Source organism: beta proteobacterium MWH-UniP1, assembly GCA_036362785.1.
Lineage (GTDB): Bacteria > Pseudomonadota > Gammaproteobacteria > Burkholderiales > Burkholderiaceae_A > Lacustribacter.
In genome coordinates, this window is the sequence record CP143625.1 from 459,310 (window position 1) to 481,023 (window position 21,714).

Genomic DNA, 21,714 nt, shown 5'->3' on the forward strand with positions numbered 1-21,714 from the left:
CCGAACAGCCGCCGTCCGCCATGACCGTCCGCGACGTTGCAGGGTTCCTGGCCGTGGATGAGAAGACGATCTACCGCCTAGCCCAACAGGGGGGGGCTACCCGGCTTTAAAGTGGCAGGTACTTGGAGATTCCAGCTGCAGGATATCCAGGGGTGGATTGAGGCGCAGAAGATGCAGTCGCGCAAGCGTAACGGCTGAAAGGGTTTTGTATGGCAAAAACAGACAAGAAAAATGGTGGCGACCTGGGCTTTGAGGCCGAGTTGTTCAAGGCAGCGGACAAGCTGCGAGGCAACATGGAACCCAGCGACTACAAGCACGTGGTGCTAGGCCTGATCTTCCTCAAGTACATCTCTGACGCATTCGATGAGAAGCACAAGCAGTTGATGGCAGAAGATTCCAGTGCTGCCGAAGACCGTGACGAGTACGCCGCTGACAACGTGTTCTGGGTACCCAAGGAAGCTCGTTGGTCAAACCTGCAAGCCAATGCCAAGCAGCCGACTATCGGCACGCTGATCGACGACGCCATGCGTGTGATCGAAAAGGACAACGAGAGCTTGAAGGGTGTGTTACCCAAGGACTACGCACGTCCTGCGCTCAACAAGATCATGCTGGGCGAGTTGATCGACTTGATCTCCAAGATCGACCTGATGGCAGGTGGCGAACACAGAAGCAAAGACGTGCTTGGCCGTGTTTACGAGTACTTCCTCGGTCGCTTTGCGGGTGCTGAAGGCAAAGGCGGCGGCGAGTTCTACACGCCTCGCAGCGTCGTTCGCACTCTGGTCGAAATGCTGGAGCCGTACTCGGGCCGTATCTATGACCCTTGCTGCGGCTCAGGTGGCATGTTCGTGCAGAGCGAGAACTTTGTCCGTGAGCACGGTGGACGAATTGGCGACATTGCTGTCTATGGTCAAGAGTCCAACTACGTGACGTGGCGACTTGCCAAGATGAACTTGGCAGTGCGCGGCATTGACAGCGACATTCGTTGGAACAACGAGGGTAGCTTTCATAAAGACGAACTGCGTGACCTGAAAGCCGACTTCATCCTCGCCAATCCTCCATTCAACATAAGTGATTGGGGTGGCGAACGACTGCGGGATGATGTGCGTTGGAAGTACGGCGTACCTCCGGTCGGCAATGCCAACTTCGCTTGGTTGCAACACATCGTGCATCACCTTGGTCCGAACGGTACTGCGGGCGTGGTGCTTGCGAACGGTTCGATGACTTCCACACAGTCCGGCGAAGACGTGATTCGCCGTGAGATGGTTGAACAGGATGTGGTGGACTGCATGGTTGCACTGCCGGGGCAGCTTTTCTATTCCACGCAAATCCCAGCTTGCTTGTGGTTCCTAGCACGCAACAAGAACCCCGGAAAAGGACTACGTGACCGCCGTGGCAGCGTCCTGTTTATTGACGCTCGCAAGATGGGTGTGCTGGTTGATCGTGTTCGTCGTGAGCTTACCGACGAGGATGTTCAACGCATCGCAAACACCTATCATGCTTGGAGGGGTGAAGCAGGCTGCGGTGAGTACACGGATGTAGCTGGCTTCTGTCGCAGTGTGCCGCTGGCCGAGATTGCAAAGCATGGGCACGTACTGACACCCGGGCGCTACGTGGGTACGGAAGAGGTCGAAGACGACGATGAATCGTTTGAAGAAAAGATGCAGTCGTTGACTGAAAAGCTGGCTGAGCAGATGGCGCAAGGTAATGAGCTAGATGCACTCATTCGCAGGAAGCTTGAAGGGGTAGGCTATGGCTTCTGATTGGGAAATTTCTTCAGTTGGAGAAGTGAGTCATGTCGTTACAAAAGGTACGACTCCAACAACCCTCGGATATCAATTTCAGGAAAGTGGTATCCGATTCGTAAAAGTTGAGACACTTTCAAACGATGGAGCTTTTTATAAAGATAAGTTTGCCTACATTTCAGAAGAAGCTCACGAAGTATTAGCTCGATCCCAGCTACGTGAGAACGATATTCTCTTTAGCATTGCGGGCACCATTGGGCGGACTGCACTTGTAACAGCCGAATGGCTCCCTGCGAACACTAATCAAGCAATAGCCATAGTTCGACCGAACACTGATGCCGTATTGCCTAAGTTTTTGCGCTACGTCCTTACAAATCCTAGTTTCACCCAAACAGCGAATACAAAGACTGTTCAATCAGTTCAAGCGAACTTTAGTCTGGGGGAGCTCAAGCTTTCCAAATTCAATCTGCCATCGATTTCGGATCAACAAGAAATTGTTGGTGTACTTGGATCACTCGACGACCGCATCACACTGCTACGAGAAACCAACAAGACACTAGAAGCTATTGCACAAGCCATCTTCAAGTCATGGTTCATCGACTTTGATCCAGTGCGAGCGAAGATGGAAGGCCGTGCACCCGCAGGCATGGACGAAGAAACTGCTGCATTGTTTCCTAATGAGCTTGTGGAAAGTGAGCTTGGGTTGGTGCCGAAGGGTTGGTCGGTACAAGGTTTAGACCAGATTGCAACCTATTTGAATGGCCTTGCGCTGCAAAATTATCCACCAACAGGCACTGACGATCTTCCCGTAATCAAGATTGCTCAGCTACGCAAGGGTGACACCATAGGTGCAGACAAGGCGTCCAGAGCAATAAAGCCTGAATACGTAGTTAAAGACGGAGACGTTCTCTTTTCTTGGTCAGGTAGCCTTGAGGTCGAGATATGGTGTGGTGGGGAAGGTGCACTGAATCAGCATTTGTTCAAAGTAACGTCCGAGAAGTTCTCAAAGTGGTTTTACTACTTGTGGACACGAAAACATCTTGAACATTTCCGGCAGGTTGCAGCAAGCAAGGCTACAACCATGGGTCACATACAACGCTAACATCTTTCGGATGCAAAAGTAGTCGTGCCGAGCAAGCAACTTCTGCAAGCCGCCGATGCTCTTTTCCAGCCGCTTATTGATCGGATTACTGCGAACTCGCTACAAGCAAAAACTCTAGCGGAAATTAGAGATGCTCTATTGCCGCGCCTAATCTCTGGAAGGCTGAGGCTTATTGATGAAAGAGCCGGAGGAGCAATTTAATGCTTGACTGGTGTCCTGCTATGCGTGAGGTCTGCGGGTATTGGAGAAATACGCCAATGCTCTTGCAGACCTTTGAGGCAGTCGAGCAATCGCTTGAGCAGGATAACGATACATGTATTGATTGTGCGAAGGCGATGGTTGAGTCCGTCTGCCAGCTCATCATCTCAAGCTTTCACTCCGAAGAGTCACCCTTACTTCCACAAAAAGACAATCCAAGTCTCTCGGACTGGCTTTATGCGGCAATAAGAGCTTTGAAGCTTGGGGATGTGCGTGATGACAAATTCCAGAAGCTCGTATCAAGTCATCACAAGCTTGCAAGAGCGCTCAACGATCTTAGAAACGATGCAGGCCCAGCAAGCCACGGAAAAGACCCTTACTTAAAACGGCTTGCTGAGCACCATCGACGCTCAGCAGTTTTGGCTTCAGATGCAGTTATTGCCTTCTTGCATCAGGCCTATCTGGATAGCAAGCTGAATCCAGAAGTATCTCGTGAGCCATGGGAACGCTTTGAAGAACAAAATCGATTGATTGATGAGTATGTAGGAGTTCGGATTGACGAAGACGAGCCTCAGCAGTTGATCTTCAGATTGCCGAATGGTGATGAATTACCTATACAAGCAGAAGCAAGTCGACTTTTGTATTTGTTAGACCGCAGTGCATATGTTGAGGCTTTGAATGCTGCCAAGGATGCAGCGATAAAGAGCAACAGACAGCATGACAGCGAAGACGAGATAAGAGCATAAGAAAGGAAGAACAAATGGCACTCTGGCTTGTACGTGGGGGAAGCTACGGAGAACACGAATCGAAGTTCATAGACGAAAGTAAGGTTTGCTTGACGTGGGGTGAATTGACGGCAACCGACATGACGGGTATCCCCGACTATGACGGTATCAAGCAGCGTGTCACGCAGTTGTTTCCCAACGAGCCTGTAAGAAAGCTTGGCAACTGGTCTGGGCAAGTCTGGGCTTTTGTTCTTGCGATGAAGGAAGGCGACTGGATCGTCATGCCACGCAAAAACAAAGCCACGATTGCGATTGGAGAAATCAAGAGCAAGTGTAAGTTCGACGCCAGTGCTCCCAACGACTACAAGCATTACCGTGAAATCAAGTGGCTCGATACCGAAATCCCACGCAGTAACTTTGACCAAGACGTGCTGTACTCATTCGGTGCCTTTCTGACTGTCTGCGAAATCAAGCGTAACGATGCCGAAGCACGTGTTCGAGCCATGGCAAAGAACGGCTGGCACGTTCCAGCAGTTGGTACGACGAAGGCGAGGGTTGTGGGTACGACAGATGGAAACACTGCAACAGCCACAGCTACGGATGAAGCAGGCGTTGACCTAGAGCAGCTTGCCAAGGATGCCATCGCCAAGCTGATCATCCAGAAGTTCAAGGGACACGGCATGGCACGTCTAGTCGATGCCATCCTGCGTGCCCAAGGCTTTACCACTTACCTTAGTCCCGAAGGCCCGGACAAAGGTATCGACATACTCGCTGGAAGTGGCGCTTTTGGCTTCGAGAGTCCCAAGATTTGCGTTCAGGTCAAATCCGGCGACACACCTGCCGACCATCCCGAATTCACACACTTGATCGGTGCCATGCAGAGCGTACAGGCTGACTATGGTTTGTTCGTGTCGTGGTCTGACTTCAAGCAAACGGTCAACAAGGAGGAAGCCGCCAAGTTCTTCAAGGTACGTCTGTGGAATCAGAACGACCTGATCGAACAGTTACTCCTGAACTACGACAAGCTCGATCAAAACATTCGGGCTGATATCCCCTTGAAACGCATCTGGCTCGTGGCAAACGCCGACGCTTGATCTGACATAAGAATACGGAGCGAGACGACCATGGCCTTTATGAGTGAAGCTGCGCTGGAGCAGATGCTTGTCGATCAACTTAGCACGCTGGGCTACAGCATTGCAGCAGAGGAGGTCATTGGGCCGGATGGTTCGCATCCAGAGCGTGAAAGCCACGATCAGGTCATTCTGACACGCAGGCTTGCCGAAGCCGTTGCCCGTATCAACCCCAGTGTTCCCGAAGAAGCAAGGGCAGATGCAGCTCGCAAGCTGACGCAGACAGAGTTCCCCACTCTGCTAGAAGAAAACCGCCGTATCCACAAGCTGCTGACTGAAGGGGTGGATGTTGAGTACTACGACCGGGATGGCACGCTGAAGGCTGGCAAGGTTAACCTGATCGACTTCCATAACCTCGACAACAATGATTGGCTGGCGGTCAATCAGTTCGTGGTGATTGCCGGTACTTACAACCGCAGACCTGACGTTGTGGTCTTCGTCAACGGGCTGCCTGTGGCTGTGATCGAACTCAAAGCACCTGGCAGTGACAACGCCACCCTGGCCAGTGCGTTCAACCAACTGCAAACCTATAAGTCACAAATCCCAGCGCTGTTCACGACCAATGCGGTGTTGATTACGAGTGATGGACTGACCGCACGTATTGGCTCGCTGAGCGCAGACATTGAGCGTTTCATGCCATGGCGCACTACCGATGGCAAGGATGTGGCAGCCAAGGGCACACCGGAACAGCAGACACTGATCGAGGGTGTTTTGGAGCGTGGCCGCTTGCTGCAACTGCTTCGTGACTTCACGGTGTTTGGCGATACAAAGGTTGGGCTAGCGAAGATCATCGCCGGATACCACCAGTTTCACGCAGTCAATCATGCGGTGGCCTGCACGATCAAAGCCAGTCGGCCAGAGGGTGACAAACGTGCAGGGGTCATCTGGCACACGCAGGGTTCAGGCAAAAGCCTGCTGATGGCTTTTTACGCTGGGCAGCTTGTGCGTCACAGTGACATGGCAAACCCAACCCTTGTCGTACTCACTGACCGAAACGACCTCGACGATCAACTGTTCGGCACGTTCTCCATGTGCCAAGACCTGATTCGTCAGCGTCCAGAACAAGCCAACAGTCGGGAAGACCTGCAAAAGATTCTCAGTCGTTCATCGGGTGGCGTGGTTTTCACGACTATCCAGAAATTTAGCCCGGATGCAGGCACAAGCACATATCCCGTACTCACAGACCGCCGCAACGTCATCGTGATCGTTGATGAAGCCCACCGCAGTCAATACGGATTCAAGGCCAAGATGGACAGCAAGACGGGTGAGATTGGCTACGGCTTTGCCAAGTACCTGCGTGATGCTCTGCCGAACGCATCATTCATCGGTTTCACCGGTACACCCATTGAAGCCGATGATGTCAATACACCCGCAGTGTTCGGCAACTACATCGACGTTTACGACATTAGCCGCGCTGTGGAAGATGGTGCGACGGTGCCCATTTACTACGAGTCTCGGCTTGCACGTATCGAGCTGGATGAGGACGAGAAGCCCAAGATCGACGCCGAGATTGAAGCACTGACTGAAGAAGATGACCTGATCGAACAGGAACGCTTCAAGAAGAAATGGTCAACGATTGAAGCATTGGTGGGCAGCGACAAGCGCATTGACTTGGTTGCCAAGGATTTGGTCGATCACTTCGAGGCACGAACAGCAGCGATGCCGGGCAAAGCCATGGTTGTCTGCATGAGCCGCCGTATCTGTATCAAGCTCCACGATGCCATCGTCAAGCTTCGGCCTCAGTGGTACAGCAAAGACGACACGCAGGGTGCGATAAAGGTCGTGATGACTGGTGCAGCCAGTGACCCTATCGAGTGGCAAGAACACATCGGCAATAAGCAGCGACGTGACACGCTGGCTGGCCGTGCCCGTGACCCTAAAGACGATTTGAAGATCGTCATTGTTCGGGACATGTGGCTGACCGGGTTCGATGCGCCCTGTATGCACACCATGTACGTGGACAAGCCGATGCGTGGTCACGGATTGATGCAGGCCATTGCTCGTGTGAACCGTGTGTTCAAAGACAAGCAAGGTGGCTTGATCGTTGACTACATCGGTATCGCCCAAAACCTCAAGTCAGCTCTGCAAATCTACAGTCCCGGCGACCGTGACAAGACAGGCATCGACGAGAGCCAAGCAGTAGCCGTGATGCTGGAGAGATACGAAGTGGTGCGTGACATGTTCCACGGCTACGACTACCGCACTGCACTTGATGGCACACCCCAAGAGCGCATGTTGATGATGGCTGATGCCATTGAATGGGTCTTGAACATGCAGCAGAAACTGGCTGCAAAAGAAAATACCGAGGACAAGAAAAAGCAGGCACACAGACGCTATCAAGATGCCGTGCTGGCTTTGAGCAAGGCGTTCAGTCTTGCCAGTGCAAGTGACGAGGCACGTGGCATACGAGAGGAAGTGGGTTTCTTCCAAGCCATTCGTGCAGCCTTGATCAAGAGCGCTATTGGTAGTGGTGCAAAACAGCAAGACAAGGACATGGCGATCCAGCAGATCCTCAGTCGTGCAGTCATTTCCACTGAGATCGTGGACATACTGGCAGCGACAGGATTGAAGACGCCGGACATTTCGATTCTGTCGGAAGACTTTTTGGCTGAGTTGCAGCAGATGGAGCGCAAGAACCTCGCCTTGGAAGCACTCAAGAAGCTGCTGAATGATGGCATTCGATCACGCAGCAAGACCAACGTGGTCGAAACCAAGGGCTTCACCGAGCGTCTTGAAAATGCTGTGGCTCGATACCATGCCAACGCCATCACGACAGCCGAGGTGTTGCAAGAGTTGATCGAATTGGCCAAAGACATACGTGCTGCAAGGGCACGTGGCGAGGACAGCGGCCTGAGTGACGACGAGATTGCTTTTTACGACGCACTGGCTGAGAACAGCAGTGCAGTCGAGGTCATGGGCAACGATCAACTCAAGCTGATTGCCCACGAACTACTGGAAAGTCTCAAAGCCAACGTGTCCGTGGATTGGGCGCATCGTGAGAATGCACGAGCAAGGCTACGGGTCTTGGTTAAACGCATCTTGAAGAAGTACGGTTATCCCCCTGACATGCAAGATCAGGCAGTACAAACGGTACTCCAACAAGCTGAGGCGTTAAGCGCGACTTGGGCGACAAACTACGCTGAGTGATGCACAAACTCAGCTAATGCGGAGTTACACAAGCGGTTTTAGAAGAAGTAGGTGGTGGCGATTCGGGGATTCGAACCACGGACCTGCGGATTAAAACTTAGGCCAAGACCACTACGACCCCCTGGTTCTTAGCCAAGTACTTTGTCCAAATGAGCGCCTGCTGACTTTTTGGCGGGAGCTAAAACTATTGTCGTACCAACCTCATTTAATCAGTGCGCCCCAGAACCCCCTGTTTTTCAGAGGCGTACCTAGCCTTGCTCAGGTCAACAGGTTTTGAGCAGAAAGCGGTTTGAGCAGGGTTTCGGGGCTGTTTCCGGCGGGGCGAGGTCAATAGCCCCAAAGCAAAAGGCCCCGCGTGTTGCGTGGCTCCGGGCATGCTCATGTGGCCATGAGCAAGTTAGTGCTGGTAATTTTGGCGGCCCAGCAGGGGTCGCTTCGCTAACTTGCTGAGGTCAAAATAAATCAAGTTCTGGTGGTGTCGGGGATTCGAACCTCTTGAACATAACGATACCCCGAACAACTGAGCGTAGGGAGTATAAAAAACCTGGCTAACCATATAAATGAGTGGCAAACAAAAGTTTGACAAAAATCTCATCGCACTAACTGTTCGCGGATTTTGAAAATTTGTGAAATGCTTATTCCAAATTCATTCTTGTAACGCACCCACAAAAACCGCATGCTTCGCTCCTTCACAACAAGGAGTCAAGAATGAATATAGCTGCTCATTTACAAGAATACGGATCGCGCATCTTTGCCACCGCTACGATCACGATTGGTCTTATGGTTTCCGGCCAAGCCATCGCATTCGGACCGATTGTGTCCCCACAGGAGCTAAAGACCTTGGCAAGCCGAGGGGATGTGCGGATCCTTGATATTCGAGAAACGCAAGGCACGCCTGAGGCACCAAACTACGATGCTGGACATATCCCCGGCTCAGTATCTGCGCCCTACTCAAGCTTTCGAGGAAACAAATCCAACCCGGGCCGCCCCGTACCTGAGGCAAAGCTTTCAGCGCTATTAGGCACCATCGGGGTGACGCCTGACACGAAAATTGTCATTACAAATCGCGGCACTGATGCCACTGATTTCGGGGCGGCAGCACGCGTTTATTGGACCCTGAAGGTTGCGGGCCTGAAGAGTATTGCCATCCTTGACGGTGGACTGAAGGGGTGGGCATCTGCTGGCTATGCTTTAAGCACGGAAAAACCAAGCATTAAACCCACCACACTTAGTCTGAAATACGACGAATCAGCAATTGTGACGACCGATGAGGTGTCACAAGCGCTAGGCTCAAAAGATTCAAAGACCAAACTCGTCGATGCAAGACCTGCAGGATTTTTCAAAGGCGAAGTGCGCCATGATGCCGCCAGCCGCTACGGCACTCTACCGGGGGCCCAAAACTTTAGTCACGATTTATGGTTCTTGCCCAAGTCAGCGACTTTGAAACCCAGAGGCGAGATCGAGTCTTTGGCAAAGCGTGCAGGACTGATTCATGACCAGGAGACCGTTTCTTTTTGCAACACAGGACACTGGGCGGCAACCAACTGGTTCGTTCTGTCAGAGGTTTTAGGTCAGAAGGGGGTCAAGATGTATCCAGAATCGGTCGTCGCTTGGTCTAAGACCGAACTTCCTCTGGACAACGAACCTGGTCGTGTTGGAACGCTGTGGCGGGACCTCAAAAGGATTTTTTGATCAAAACCGATCGTAGATTACGCCCCAGTTCCGCGTGCTCTGGAACTGGGGCTCGGTCGGTAACAGCGCTAATTAGGCCTTCGAGCGACTCTTTGTTTGGCTTAATTGCTCCGATAAAAAGAACGGCAGTGTCCTTCACAACAATCACGGTCGGAAACGTCTCGATCTCGGGGCTACCTGGTAGCTCTTCAAAGTCATCAAGGTCTACCCAGGTCACTCTGCAGCCGTGAAAATCCTTGACGATCGTTTTGAAATTACGACAGACCCCGCACCAATCCGCGCAAACAATCAGAACACTTGCCTCGAGATTCAACCTTTAGGCCCAATGAAAATTCTCACCAACGCAGCGCCACGGGCGCAATCAGGCGCCCAATAAGCCCGGTTAGGAATATCCCAAGCGTGTACCAGATGGCGACAAAGGTGGGCGAAGATTCTGGGCAGGCCAAGGCGTACCCCAAGGCACCAAGGCCTCCTGCCAAAAACCCGCTGGCCCATCCGGCCTGCTTGAGTCGTGTTGGCGCAAGTGTTCTAAGCACAAGGAGTATGCCAAGCAATGCCGGCAAGGAAAACACCATGAGTGTCCATGAGCATGATGTCCATGTTTGACCAAGCACAGCGGCACTCTTTTCGTTGCCGGGTGCAAGCGCAAAATACACAAGCCCAACAAGCAGCATGCCCCCCACCACGGCCAAGAGCAGTTTGCTCGCACGACCCAGCCTTGAGACCGGTTTGGCGAGAGCGGCCGTGAGTAGTCCCGCAGCGATGGCCAGAGCGAAGGCATAGCCAAGCTTGACCCAGGTGATAAACAGCGTAAAGCTCTCAGCAGACAAAAGACCAATAAGACTTACCGACAACAAAACACTCACAAGAAACCCGGCCGCCGAGACCGGGACGAGTCGCCTGGGCACGGAAGACGCTGGCGCAGGGCCTCATCGCCCAGGATTTCGTTGGCGAGTTCCACCCAGGCTTCAGGGCTGCTGGCCAGTCCGTGCAGCATGACGATGATCCGCCTGTTCGGATCGTAGGGCTGCATCAAGTAGACGTGCGGGCGGTCGATGCCACCCTCGCGCCCGAGCAGGCTGCGCAGCGACTGGCGGTTGAAATTGGCACGGGCCAGCCATACGCCATAGCCGGCCGTGAAATTGGCCGCCAGCGGCACACGTTGGCCGCGCAGCATAATGGCCGATTCCACATAGGGGTCATGCACCGTCAGACGGGCTGTACGAGCATGCAGCACGCTGTCCAAGTTGTCTCCGTCGGGATGCAGCAGAACCGTCATGGACGGCGCGGGCATCTCGCTCCAGGGCAGCGGTTGCTGATCATGTTTTGCCGCTGGGCGACCACCCCGAGTTGGGGCGGCGCTCAGGGACTCGTCCGGAATGACCGCCACAAGCTCGGCGCCAAAGCCGTCGCGCCGGTAGAGGCTACGCAATCCACGGAAAGACAGGGACGAGGCTGGCAGGAGTTCGGCTGGCACCGCCGTACTGCCCGGTAAGCGCGCGCCGCGCATATCCAGCTTCAGTTCCCAGCCTGCAATGTTCCAACTGGTCTGGTCGGGCAACTGCGTCGGCATTTGTTGCCGAACTTCGAACATGCCGGTGGCCGCATGCTCGACGGCATAGTTATACCAATCCCGCACTTGGGTCTGGCGATCCTCGAAGGCCCGCTCTCCCGGAGTATGGTCACCAAGGAACAGATAAGCATAGGCATAGCGAATCGTCTCAAGCCAGGCGGCTTGCTGCGCTGAGCCGGGCTTCATGGCCTGAGCCTGCGCCAGCCATAGTTCGGACAGTGCAGCCAGGCGTCTATCCGTGGCGACCCCCGTCACGGTAGCCAAGGCCTCCGCGCACTCCGAGGAGATCGGCTTTGCGCATGCCTGCTCATCCAATGCCGCCACCCTGATGGTCTGGACAGTCGCATCGCTGAGCTTGCCACGTGTCAGGATGTCGCCGCGCTTGAGTTCGATGGCCTCCCTGGCAGGTAGCGTATGAACTTCAACCACTGGGCCGAACTCGCGCAGGATCGAGCAGCCCCCCAGCAGCAGCGGAGCAAGAGCGGCGCATGCAATGAGAAGGCAGGCCTGCGGGAACCTCATGGATTCACCTCGTTGGCAGGGATGCCTGGCACGCCTTGTCGAATCGACATCGAGAAGTCATCCTCTGACACATCGGAAGCAAGGGCACGTTCGTTGATATGCCCCAGTGCCTGCAATTCATCGTAACGATAGCCAGGCGTCAATCCATGCAGGTCGTAGACGTACCGCGCAAAATATCCAGACAGCAGCAGGCGATAGTCCATTGGCAATGCGGGCGCAATGACCCGGGCCAGCTCGAATACGATGGTCGTGCAGTTACTGGTTAACGTGTTGTAAAAGCGCGGTTTCTGCCGCAGTTCATTGGCCGCGTTCAGATACTCCAGAAACAACGCGCGGGCACTCGCCTGATTCATCTGCAAGCGATAGAGATAAACATCTTCGCCTCGCGCGTTGCTGCGCGTACGCACAATGTCTCGCTCATCGGCGGCTACCAGGATCTGCTCGAACTGACGGAAGAATCCTCCTACCGCCGAGAAGGACTCATGGCGTTCCTTGCGAATTTCCAGCGAGAACACCACGCGTTCACCGCCATCGAAGCCGAACGACACCAGGGTGTGGGCGATGTGCGGCCCCATCCAGTAGGAAAGCACCAAGTCGGCGCTGCGCAGACGATCCAGGTCGTATGTGCGGCTCTCCCACTGCGGGGTGTAGTCGGTTTCGCTGCGCCACTGGAAGTTGCGCACATTATTCAGGTGAACATGGTTGCCGTCGATCCTGGCCTCCAGCAACTGAGCGACATCGTCAGCCCATACACGCTGGTGTGACGGCTGCAGCGTCCCCCACCACATGAGCAGGGAGGCGGCTGCGATCACAAATGCGAATCCGGCGATGTTGCGATTGCGCCGCCCAAGCAAGCCCGCCCGCGACAAGACAACGGTCACACCCAATGTGGACCACATGGCAATGACAAACCATCGCACCACCGAAGGTCCCGGCATCTGATGCCACAGAGCCAGCGCACCCCACACAGTCAGCAGCAGTACCACAAAGCCGATCGCCAAGCCTGCAAGGGCGCGCAGGACTCTGTGCATCACTCCGCTCATTGAGGCTGCAAAAGCTCAAGCAACAGTTGCCGGTGCGCATCCCGTAACTGCACCAGCGAGATGGAAGGATTCCCCTTGGACAGCATCGAGGAACTCAGCCACAGCACTGCGGGCGCGAGCGCCAACGGGAAGAAGTGTTCGGTCAAGACGCCCGGACGAATGATGCCCCGTTCTATGTTGCGTTGGATGATGAGCTGCGCCCGCTCTTTCAGTCCGTGCGCAACTTCGTTGTGCCAACGCTGCACCAGCTCTGGTGTTCTGGCGCTTTCGGCCAGAAGCAGCCGGTAAATCGACATCGTGGCAGGGGAGCTAAAGGTCGCGTATAGGCGATCCAGGTAGACATCTACCAGCTCTGGCAACGTCAGATCTTCATCCGGGAGCCAGCCCTGGAAATCGCAAATCTGCTTTGTCGTACGTTCGAGCAAGGCATGAAAAATTTCTTCCTTGCTTTTGAAGTGGGCGTAGATGCCAGCCTTGGACAAGCCTGCGCATTCCGCCAGGCGCTCCATTGACACGGCGTTGTACGTCCGATCCGCGAATTCGACCAAGGCCGCGTCGAGTATTTCTTCTTTTCTGGCGGCAGAGGACAGGTAGCGGCGCTTGTCGGGCGCGTCATCTTTCTTGGGTAGCATTCAAAGGCTCTGTTCAAAGATCTGAGGGGTGTTCCCACGGGCCGGTCACCGGCTCTACCAGAAATCAGGGCCTTCCTTGAACCCAAGCCGGCAGCTCGAATTGATCTGCGTCAATGACCGACGAGCCCGCTGATTGCGGTTCCCGCTGATTGCGGTTCCCGGATTGTAACGTATAATTAAAAACAACCGTCCAGTGGTTTGTTTTCAAATTTCACGATGCAAGCCAACTCAGAGGCGCGAACGAACCCGGCACATCGGGATGTGACACAGGAAGAGCACCTAATCAACCAGCCAGGGGACACGGGGATGCACATATCAACAAGGAGATGAAGTGGACTTGACAGCACTTGCAAGCAGGAAAAGAAGGCCTGCGGACATCGGCCACGAACTCCGCATTGCGTGGGTGGCAGCTATCCCCTCCTCTGCAACCAGACCCTCTTCAGCCCGATACCCGTACGGAACGTGACCATGCCCCCAGCTTCCCTGTTGTTTCCTGCGTTCAGCTTGCGCACTGCCTCGCTGGCACTGAGCGCCGTCGTACTGACCGGCTGCATGTCGCTCGCTCCTGCTCCTGATACCCCGCCGCTGCCGGTACCCGAGGTTTGGCCTGGTCATCTTGAATCGAGCACCGAGGGTGCCCACGCGGGAGAACTTGCCTGGCAGGCCTACTTCACGGACCCTTTGCTGCAACGCCTCATCGAGACCGCGCTGGAGAACAACCGCGATCTGCGCCTGGCCGCGCTGCGTGTCGAGGAAGCCAGCGCCGCATTCCGCATTCAGCGCTCGGATCGATTTCCTGCCGTGGGCGTGGGTGCCCAGGGTGGACGCGCCCGCGTCCCTGGCGATCTGAACATGTCGGGCCGGTCGCAGGTGGGCGGCGAATATCGGGCCGAGGTGGGTTTGAGCACCTGGGAGCTGGATCTGTGGGGCCGGGTCCGCAACCTGGAAGACGCCGCCCTGCAAAGCTGGCTGGCTTCCGACGCGGCCCGCCAGGCCGTCCACCTGGCGCTGATCGCCCAGGTGGCCGACGGTTATCTTGGCTTGCGCGAGATAGACGAACGCGTGGCTATCGCCCGTCAAACCGTCGCGACCCGCGAGGAGTCCTATCGCATTTTCCGGCGCCGCGTTGAAGTCGGCTCGACCTCGAAGCTGGACCTCACTCAAGTCCAAACTTTGCTGAACCAGGCTCAGGCGCTGCTAACCCAGCTTGAGCAAGCCCGCGCCACGCAACGGCATGCGCTGGCGATGCTGGTGGGCGCCGATCCTGGCCCGCTGCCCACCAAGGTGCCCTTCGATGAAACGACGGTGCTGGCTGAGCTGCGGGCCGGTCTGCCTTCGGAGCTGCTGGTCAGTCGCCCGGACATCATTTCCGCCGAACACCAATTGCGTGCCAGCGATGCCCACATCGGCGCGGCCCGCGCGGCGTTCTTGCCGCGCATTGCGCTGACTGGCAGCTTCGGCACGGCCAGCTCCGACTTGAATGGCTTGTTCGATTCCGGCAGTCGCGCCTGGACCTTCATGCCCACCCTGTCACTGCCCATCTTCGATGGCGGGCGCCGACGCGCCAATCTGGAACTGAGCGAAGTGCGCCGCGACATCGCCGTCGCCGGATACGAAAAAACCATTCAAACAGCCTTCCGCGAGGTGGCCGATGCGCTGAGCGCAAAGCACTGGCTGGCTGAGCAGTTGACGATCCAGAGAGCCAACCTGGAAGCGCAAAGCGAACGCGCACGCCTGGCCAAGTTGCGCTACGACAACGGCTCGGCCGCCTTCTTGGAAGTGCTGGATGCCCAACGCGATCTGCTGGGAGCCCAGCAACAACTGGTACAGGCGCGCCGCGCGCTGCTGTCCAGCCAGGTGGCGCTGTATGCCGCGCTCGGCGGCGGCACCCTCGCCGCAGCCGGCGAGGCACAGGGTGCGGCCTCGACTCCCGCTTCCACCCCATCAACCCGTTAAGGCACGCCGAACCCATGACTGTCTCCCCCTCTCTCAAGAAAAAACTCCTGGTCGCTTTCGCTGCAGCGGTTGTTGCCGCGCTGGCCTGGTGGAGCTGGACGAGGTTTACCGACAGCGGCCCGGGCGAAGGATTCGTCAACGGCAATGGCCGCATCGAAGCCACCGAGATCGACGTGGCCACCAAACTTCCCGGCCGCATCGAAGACATCCTGGTGCGTGAAGGCGATTTCGTCACAGCCGGCCAGCCACTGGCCAAGATGCGGCTGGAAACGCTGGAAGCGCAGCGCGACGAGGCCCTGGCCATGCGTCAGCAGGCTGAGCATTCGGTGACCGCGGCGCAGGCACAGGTGGCGCTGCGTGAAGCCGACGTGACTGCCGCCTTGGCTCTGGTTGGTCAGCGCGAGTCGGAACTGGACGCCGCGCAACGGCGCCTGACACGCTCCAGCACGCTGTCGAGTGAGGGAGCCGCCTCGATCCAGGAACTGGACGATGACCGGGCGCGCGTACGGGGCGCCCAGGCGACCCTCGCGGCCAGCAAGGCACAGGCCGCCGCTGCCCGCGCCGCGGTCGAAGCCGCCAGGGCGCAGCTTGTCGGCGCGCAGTCCAGCGTGTCCGCCGCTACGGCCAGTATCAGCCGCATCGAAGCCGACATCCGCGACAGCGAACTGCGGTCTCCGCGCGACGGACGGGTTCAGGTGCGTGTCGCGCAACCCGGCGAGGTGCTTGGAGCGGGCGGACGTGTCTTGAACCTGCTTGATCTGTCGGACGTGTACATCACCTTCTTCCTGCCCGAAACCGTGGCCGGCCGCGTTGCGCTGGGCTCGGAGGTTCGCATCATTCTGGATGCCGCGCCCGAGTATGTGATTCCAGCCACCGTTTCCTTCGTCGCCAGCGCAGCGCAGTTCACCCCCAAGACGGTGGAAACCGCCAGCGAGCGGCAAAAGCTGATGTTTCGCGTGCGCGCACAGATCTCGCAGGAGCTGCTGCGTGAGCACCTGAACCAGGTCAAGACCGGTCTGCCCGGCGTAGCCTGGGTCAAGCTCGACGCCAAGGCCGAGTGGCCTCAGAACCTCTCCGTTCGTGTGCCGGAGTAAGGTATGAGCCACAGCGCGCAGCTCGCGACCGTTGCAATTGTCCGCCAGGTAAGACTGCGCTACCGCGACGTCATTGCCTTGGATGGCATTGACCTGGACATCCCCGCTGGACGGATGGTCGGTCTGATCGGCCCCGACGGCGTGGGTAAGTCCAGCCTGCTCTCGTTGCTGGCCGGTGTGCGCATCATCCAGGAAGGCACGGTCGAGGTGCTCGGTGGCGACATGGCCAGCAAGGCCCACCGCAAGCTAGTGTGCCCGCGCATCGCCTACATGCCGCAGGGGTTGGGCAAGAACCTGTATCCGACGCTCTCGGTCGAGGAGAATCTGCAATTCTTCGCGCGGCTGTTCGGCCATGACGCGCCCGAGCGCCGCCAGCGCATCGATGAGCTGACCCAGGCCACGGGTCTGTTCAAATTCCTGGCACGCCCGGCAGGCAAGCTCTCCGGGGGCATGAAGCAGAAGCTGGGCTTGTGCTGCGCGCTGATTCACGACCCGGATTTCCTGATTCTCGATGAACCGACGACCGGCGTGGATCCGCTGGCGCGTGCGCAGTTCTGGGATCTGATCGAACGCATCCGCGCCGACCGCCCCGGCATGAGCGTGATCGTGGCCACCGCCTACATGGACGAGGCGCAGCGCTTCGACTGGCTCGCCGCCATCGACGACGGCAAGGTTCTCGCGACCGGCACACCGAAGGAATTGCTGGAAAGAACAGGCAGCCCGAACCTGGAAGAGGCATTCATCCGCCTGCTCCCAGAAGAGAAAAAGCGCGGGCACAAACCGGTGGTCATTCCTCCCTTGCCGGAAGACGGCGCCGACGATATCGCCATCGAGGCCAAAGAGCTGACCATGCGCTTTGGCGACTTCGTCGCCGTCGACCGCGTGTCCTTCCGCATCCGGCGCGGTGAAATCTTCGGCTTCCTCGGCTCCAACGGCTGCGGCAAGTCTACGACGATGAAGATGCTCACCGGGCTACTGCCGGCGAGCGAGGGACGAGCCTGGCTGTTCGGTCATGAGGTGGACCCGCATGACTTGGACACCCGCCGCCGCGTCGGCTACATGTCGCAGGCATTCTCGCTCTACAGCGAAATCACGGTACGCCAGAACCTGGAGTTGCACGCCAAGCTGTTCAGCGTGCCCCCGAAGGACATTCCGGGCCGCGTCGAAGAGATGGTGGAGCGCTTCGGCCTGGTGGAAGTCATCGACAGCTTGCCGGCCAGCCTGCCTTTGGGCATACGCCAGCGCCTGTCGCTGGCAGTCGCCATGGTGCACAAGCCCGAACTGCTGATTCTGGACGAGCCGACCTCCGGGGTCGATCCAGTAGCGCGCGATGCGTTCTGGCGGCTGCTCATCGAGCTGTCACGTCGCGACCGGGTGACGGTCTTCATTTCCACCCACTTCATGAACGAGGCCGAACGCTGCGACCGCATGTCAATGATGCATGCGGGCAAGGTGCTCGACAGCGACGTGCCCGCCAAGCTGGTCGAGAAGCGCGGCGCTAAAACCCTCGAAGAGGCCTTCATCGGCTACCTCATCGAGGCGGAGGGCGGCACGGTCGCTCCCGCCGGCCCAACCGAGGCCGCCAATACGGCGATTCAGACGCCAGCGACACACACTGAGCACATCGGGCACAACGCTGAAGGCTTCAGCCTGCGCCGCATGCTCAGCTATCTGTGGCGCGAAGCACTGGAACTGCAGCGCGATCCGGTGCGCGCCACCCTGGCGCTGGGCGGTTCGCTGCTCCTGATGTTCGTGATCGGCTTCGGCATCACCCTGGACGTCGAAGACCTGAGCTATGCGGTGCTCGATCGCGACCAAACCACGCTCAGCCAAAGCTACACGCTGAACCTGGCCGGCTCGCGCTACTTCACAGAGCACCCGCCTATCGTCGATTACGAGGATCTCGACCGGCGCATGCGCAGCGGCGAACTGTCATTGGCCATCGAAATCCCCGCTGGCTTTGCCCGCGATGTATTGCGGGGCCAGAACGTGCAGATTGGTGCGTGGCTCGACGGCGCCATGCCGCAGCGCGCCGAAACCGTGCAGGGCTACGTTCAGGGCATGCACCAGCACTGGCTGCTGGTACAGGCCAGCGAGCGCGGCAGCGCCAGCGCAGCAGGCAATGCGAGCGTCGAGACGCGCTTTCGCTACAACCCCGATGTCAAGAGCCTGCCGGCGATGGTGCCTGCCGTGATTCCCCTCTTGCTGCTCATGCTGCCGGCGATGCTGACCGCGCTGGCGGTGGTGCGCGAGAAAGAGACAGGCTCGATCACCAATCTGTACGTGACGCCGGTAACGCGCATCGAGTTCCTGCTTGGCAAGCAACTGCCTTATGTCGGCCTGGCCATGGTGAATTTCCTGCTGATGAGCCTGCTCGCGGTCACCATCTTCAGTGTGCCGGTCAAGGGCAGCTTCTTGACCTTGGCGCTGGCCGCGCTGATCTTCTCCTTCGCAGCGACAGGCATGGGGCTGCTCGCCTCGGCCGTCACGCGCAGCCAGATCGCGGCCATGTTCTTCGCCATGATCGGCACCCTGATTCCGGCCACCCAGTTCGCCGGCCTGATCGATCCAGTGTCCTCGCTCGAAGGCTCCAGCAAGTTCATCGGCGAGATCTACCCCGCCACGCACATGATCTCCATCAGCCGTGGCGTTTTCAGCAAAGCGCTCGGCTTGCCCGACCTGACATGGCCGCTGTGGTCGATGCTCCTGTCGGTTCCGGTGATTCTTGGCGCGGCCGTTTTGCTACTCAAGAAGCAGGAGCGCTGAGATGCGCAGAAGAAACCTGGCCAACATCTACGACCTCGGTGTCAAGGAGCTGTGGAGCCTTTGGCGTGATCCGATGATGCTCGTACTCATCGTCTATGTGTTCACCGCGTCGGTCTACACCAAGGCCACGTCCATGCCGGAGACGCTGCACAACGCGCCCATCGCCATCGTCGACGAGGATAATTCGGCGCTGTCCCAGCGGATTGCCTCGGCGTTCTACCCACCGCAGTTCACGCCACCGGCCATGATCGACTATGGAAGCGTGGATCCGGGCATGGATGCCGGGCAGTACACCTTTGCCCTGGTCATTCCGCCCAACTTCCAGCGCGACGTGCTGGCGGGGCGATCGCCTGCCGTGCAGCTCAATGTCGACGCCACCCGCATGAGCCAGGCCTTCACCGGCAGTGGCTATATACAGCAGATCTTCACCGGCGAAGTCAATGAGTTCGTCAAGCGTTACCGCGGCACCGACGCGCCACCCGTGGATCTGGCATTGCGCGCACGCTTCAACCCGGCACTGGACAAGGCCTGGTTCGGCTCGGTGGTGCAGATCATCAACCACATCACGCTGTTGTCCATCATCCTGACCGGCGCAGCGCTGATCCGGGAGCGCGAGCACGGCACCATCGAGCACCTGCTGGTGATGCCGGTTACACCCGCGCAGATCATGCTCTCCAAGGTCTGGTCGATGGCCCTGGTCGTGCTGATCGCCTCCTTCCTGTCCCTCAATCTCATGGTGCGCGGCGTCCTGGGCGTTCCAGTCGAGGGTTCCATTGCACTGTTCTTCGCTGGCGCGGCGCTCAGTCTGTTCGCCACCACGTCGATGGGCATCTTCCTCGCCACCCTGGCGCGCAACATGCCGCAGTTCGGTATGTTGATGATGCTGACCATCATGCCGCTGCAGATGCTCTCGGGTGGCACCACGCCACGCGAAAGCATGCCCGAGATAGCGCAGAACATCATGCTGATCGCACCCACCACCCATTTCGTGGAACTGAGCCAGGCTATCCTCTACCGGGGCGCCGGCCTGGAGACGGTATGGCAGCCGTTCCTGGCGCTGGCCCTGATCGGCACGGTGCTGTTTTTCCTGTCGTTAGCACGCTTTCGCAAAACGATCGGCCAGATGGCCTGATCGTTAGACCGCCCGAGTGGGCACTCAACCCAGTAAGGAGTTTGACCATGAGCAATGAAACCATCCCTCTCAACCTGTTCAAGGCGAACCTGGAACTGCAGTTGCGCCTCCAGCGCCTGGTGCAGGAAAACGGCCAGCAATGGTTGGAGAACGCCACGCGCGCGGGCAAAGACGGCATTGCCGAGTCCGGCACTGAGATCGAAAGCCTGCTCAAGGCCCAGAACTGGCAGGAGTTGGCCACGCTGCCCGCGCAGGCCTTCTGGCGTCAGTTTCAGCACCAGATGGGTGGCGCGCAGGCACTAACGCAAGTCGCAATCAAGAATCAGACCACACCTTCACCCAAGGCCTGCAGCAAGCCATTCAGGACTGGCAGAAATCGGTCACGCAGGCCGTAGGCCAGGCAGATGCGATATTGCCGTTCCAGGATATTTTCAAGCAATGGGGAGCGGTGTGGGCCAAGGCACAGGACAAGGACGCACCAGCCAAGACAGGTGGTCGCAATGCCGGCTGAGCAACGCACTGCACTGGTCACCGGCGGCAGCGGCGGCCTGGGCGAAGCCATCGCCCGGGCCTTGCACGATGCGGGCCATACCGTGCTCATCGTCCATTCGCCGGGCAATGCCAGCATTGGCGCGTGGCTGAAAACCCAAGCCGGCGAAGGTTACGACTTCGCCGCCTACGGCGCGGATGTGGCCGACCATGCCCGTTGCCAGGAACTGGCTGACCGCATCCACACAGACGGGCATCGCATCGACATCCTGGTCAACAACGCGGGCATCACGCGCGATGCCACGTTCCGCAAGCTGAGCTACGCCGATTGGGATGCCGTCCTGCGCGTCAATCTCGATTCCGTATTCAACGTGACCCGGCCATTCATCGACGGCATGCTCGACAGGGGCTGGGGCCGGATCATCAACATCTCCTCCATCAACGGCTCCAAGGGGCAGTTCGGCCAGACCAACTACTCCGCCGCAAAAGCCGGCATGCATGGCTTCACAAAAGCCCTCGCACAGGAAGTGGCGCGCAAAGGCGTGACGGTCAACACCGTCTCGCCGGGGTATCTGGATACGAAGATGGTGACGAGCATGTCGGAGGAAGTGGTCAAGCAAGTGACTGCCGGTATTCCCGTGGGCCGCCTGGGACGGCCTGCGGAAGTCGCAGCACTGGTGGCATTCATCGCCAGCGAGTCTGCGGGGTTCATGACCGGCAGCAACGTCTCGATGAATGGTGGCCAGCACATGTACTGACTGAGGAAGGGCC

At 57.6% G+C, this 21,714-nt stretch carries 14 protein-coding genes and 2 pseudogenes; 12 read left to right on the forward strand and 4 right to left on the reverse strand.

Annotated features, from left to right (window positions below):
- Positions 1 to 209 precede the first annotated feature (209 nt).
- The 6 genes from AOB54_02270 to AOB54_02295 all read left to right on the forward strand — a co-directional run bounded on the left by AOB54_02270 (position 210) and on the right by AOB54_02295 (position 9,736).
- Complete coding sequence (locus AOB54_02270) at positions 210 to 1,760, forward strand: class I SAM-dependent DNA methyltransferase (protein ID WVN42229.1); 1,551 nt, start codon at positions 210 to 212, stop codon at positions 1,758 to 1,760.
- The gene (locus AOB54_02275) at positions 1,750 to 2,844 is read left to right on the forward strand and encodes a restriction endonuclease subunit S (protein WVN42230.1); all 1,095 of its coding nucleotides are present in this window, start codon (positions 1,750 to 1,752) and stop codon (positions 2,842 to 2,844) included. Before AOB54_02270 ends, AOB54_02275 begins: the two co-directional genes overlap by 11 nt.
- Positions 2,845 to 3,101: 257 nt before the next feature.
- The gene (locus AOB54_02280) at positions 3,102 to 3,788 is read left to right on the forward strand and encodes an abortive infection family protein (protein ID WVN42231.1); all 687 of its coding nucleotides are present in this window, start codon (positions 3,102 to 3,104) and stop codon (positions 3,786 to 3,788) included.
- A gap of 14 nt (positions 3,789 to 3,802) precedes the next feature.
- On the forward strand, positions 3,803 to 4,861 hold the full coding sequence (locus tag AOB54_02285; GenBank protein ID WVN42232.1) for a restriction endonuclease: 1,059 nt from the start codon (positions 3,803 to 3,805) through the stop codon (positions 4,859 to 4,861).
- 30 nt (positions 4,862 to 4,891) lie between these two features.
- Positions 4,892 to 8,044, forward strand: a complete 3,153-nt coding sequence (locus AOB54_02290) for a type I restriction endonuclease subunit R (GenBank protein WVN42233.1) — start codon at positions 4,892 to 4,894, stop codon at positions 8,042 to 8,044.
- A gap of 708 nt (positions 8,045 to 8,752) precedes the next feature.
- On the forward strand, positions 8,753 to 9,736 hold the full coding sequence (locus AOB54_02295) for a sulfurtransferase (protein ID WVN42234.1): 984 nt from the start codon (positions 8,753 to 8,755) through the stop codon (positions 9,734 to 9,736).
- A 335-nt stretch (positions 9,737 to 10,071) separates the two neighbouring features.
- Here the strand turns inward: AOB54_02295 and AOB54_02300 are convergent, their stop codons facing one another.
- From AOB54_02300 to AOB54_02315, 4 genes and pseudogenes are all read right to left on the reverse strand, one after another.
- Entirely contained in the window at positions 10,072 to 10,602 is a 531-nt protein-coding gene (locus tag AOB54_02300) for a DUF1109 domain-containing protein (GenBank protein ID WVN42235.1), read from the reverse strand.
- 50 nt (positions 10,603 to 10,652) lie between these two features.
- Positions 10,653 to 11,831 (reverse strand): annotated as a pseudogene (locus tag AOB54_02305) (alpha/beta hydrolase).
- Positions 11,828 to 12,862 carry a DUF4105 domain-containing protein gene (locus AOB54_02310; protein WVN42740.1) on the reverse strand — a complete coding sequence of 345 codons (1,035 nt, stop codon included), beginning with the start codon at positions 12,860 to 12,862 and terminating at the stop codon, positions 11,828 to 11,830. Before AOB54_02310 ends, AOB54_02305 begins: the two are co-directional and overlap by 4 nt.
- Before the next feature lie 8 nt (positions 12,863 to 12,870).
- A complete protein-coding gene (locus AOB54_02315; GenBank protein ID WVN42236.1) occupies positions 12,871 to 13,506 on the reverse strand; it encodes a TetR/AcrR family transcriptional regulator in 636 nt (211 codons plus the stop codon).
- Positions 13,507 to 13,974: 468 nt separating this feature from the next.
- On the opposite strand from AOB54_02315, the gene AOB54_02320 reads away from it, so the two are divergent.
- The 6 genes and pseudogenes from AOB54_02320 (at position 13,975) to phbB (ending at position 21,701) form a co-directional block, all read left to right on the forward strand.
- On the forward strand, positions 13,975 to 15,462 hold the full coding sequence (locus AOB54_02320; GenBank protein WVN42237.1) for an efflux transporter outer membrane subunit: 1,488 nt from the start codon (positions 13,975 to 13,977) through the stop codon (positions 15,460 to 15,462).
- A gap of 14 nt (positions 15,463 to 15,476) precedes the next feature.
- On the forward strand, positions 15,477 to 16,556 hold the full coding sequence (locus tag AOB54_02325; protein WVN42238.1) for an efflux RND transporter periplasmic adaptor subunit: 1,080 nt from the start codon (positions 15,477 to 15,479) through the stop codon (positions 16,554 to 16,556).
- 3 nt (positions 16,557 to 16,559) lie between these two features.
- A complete protein-coding gene (rbbA, locus tag AOB54_02330; protein ID WVN42239.1) occupies positions 16,560 to 19,322 on the forward strand; it encodes a ribosome-associated ATPase/putative transporter RbbA in 2,763 nt (920 codons plus the stop codon).
- A 1-nt stretch (position 19,323) separates the two neighbouring features.
- Positions 19,324 to 20,454: an ABC transporter permease gene (locus AOB54_02335; GenBank protein WVN42240.1), complete on the forward strand. Its 1,131-nt coding sequence runs from the start codon at positions 19,324 to 19,326 to the stop codon at positions 20,452 to 20,454.
- Between the two features lie 47 nt (positions 20,455 to 20,501).
- Positions 20,502 to 20,965, forward strand: a pseudogene (locus tag AOB54_02340) (phasin family protein).
- Positions 20,955 to 21,701, forward strand: a complete 747-nt coding sequence (gene phbB, locus AOB54_02345; GenBank protein ID WVN42241.1) for an acetoacetyl-CoA reductase — start codon at positions 20,955 to 20,957, stop codon at positions 21,699 to 21,701. Before AOB54_02340 ends, phbB begins: the two are co-directional and overlap by 11 nt.
- Positions 21,702 to 21,714: the final 13 nt, after the last annotated feature.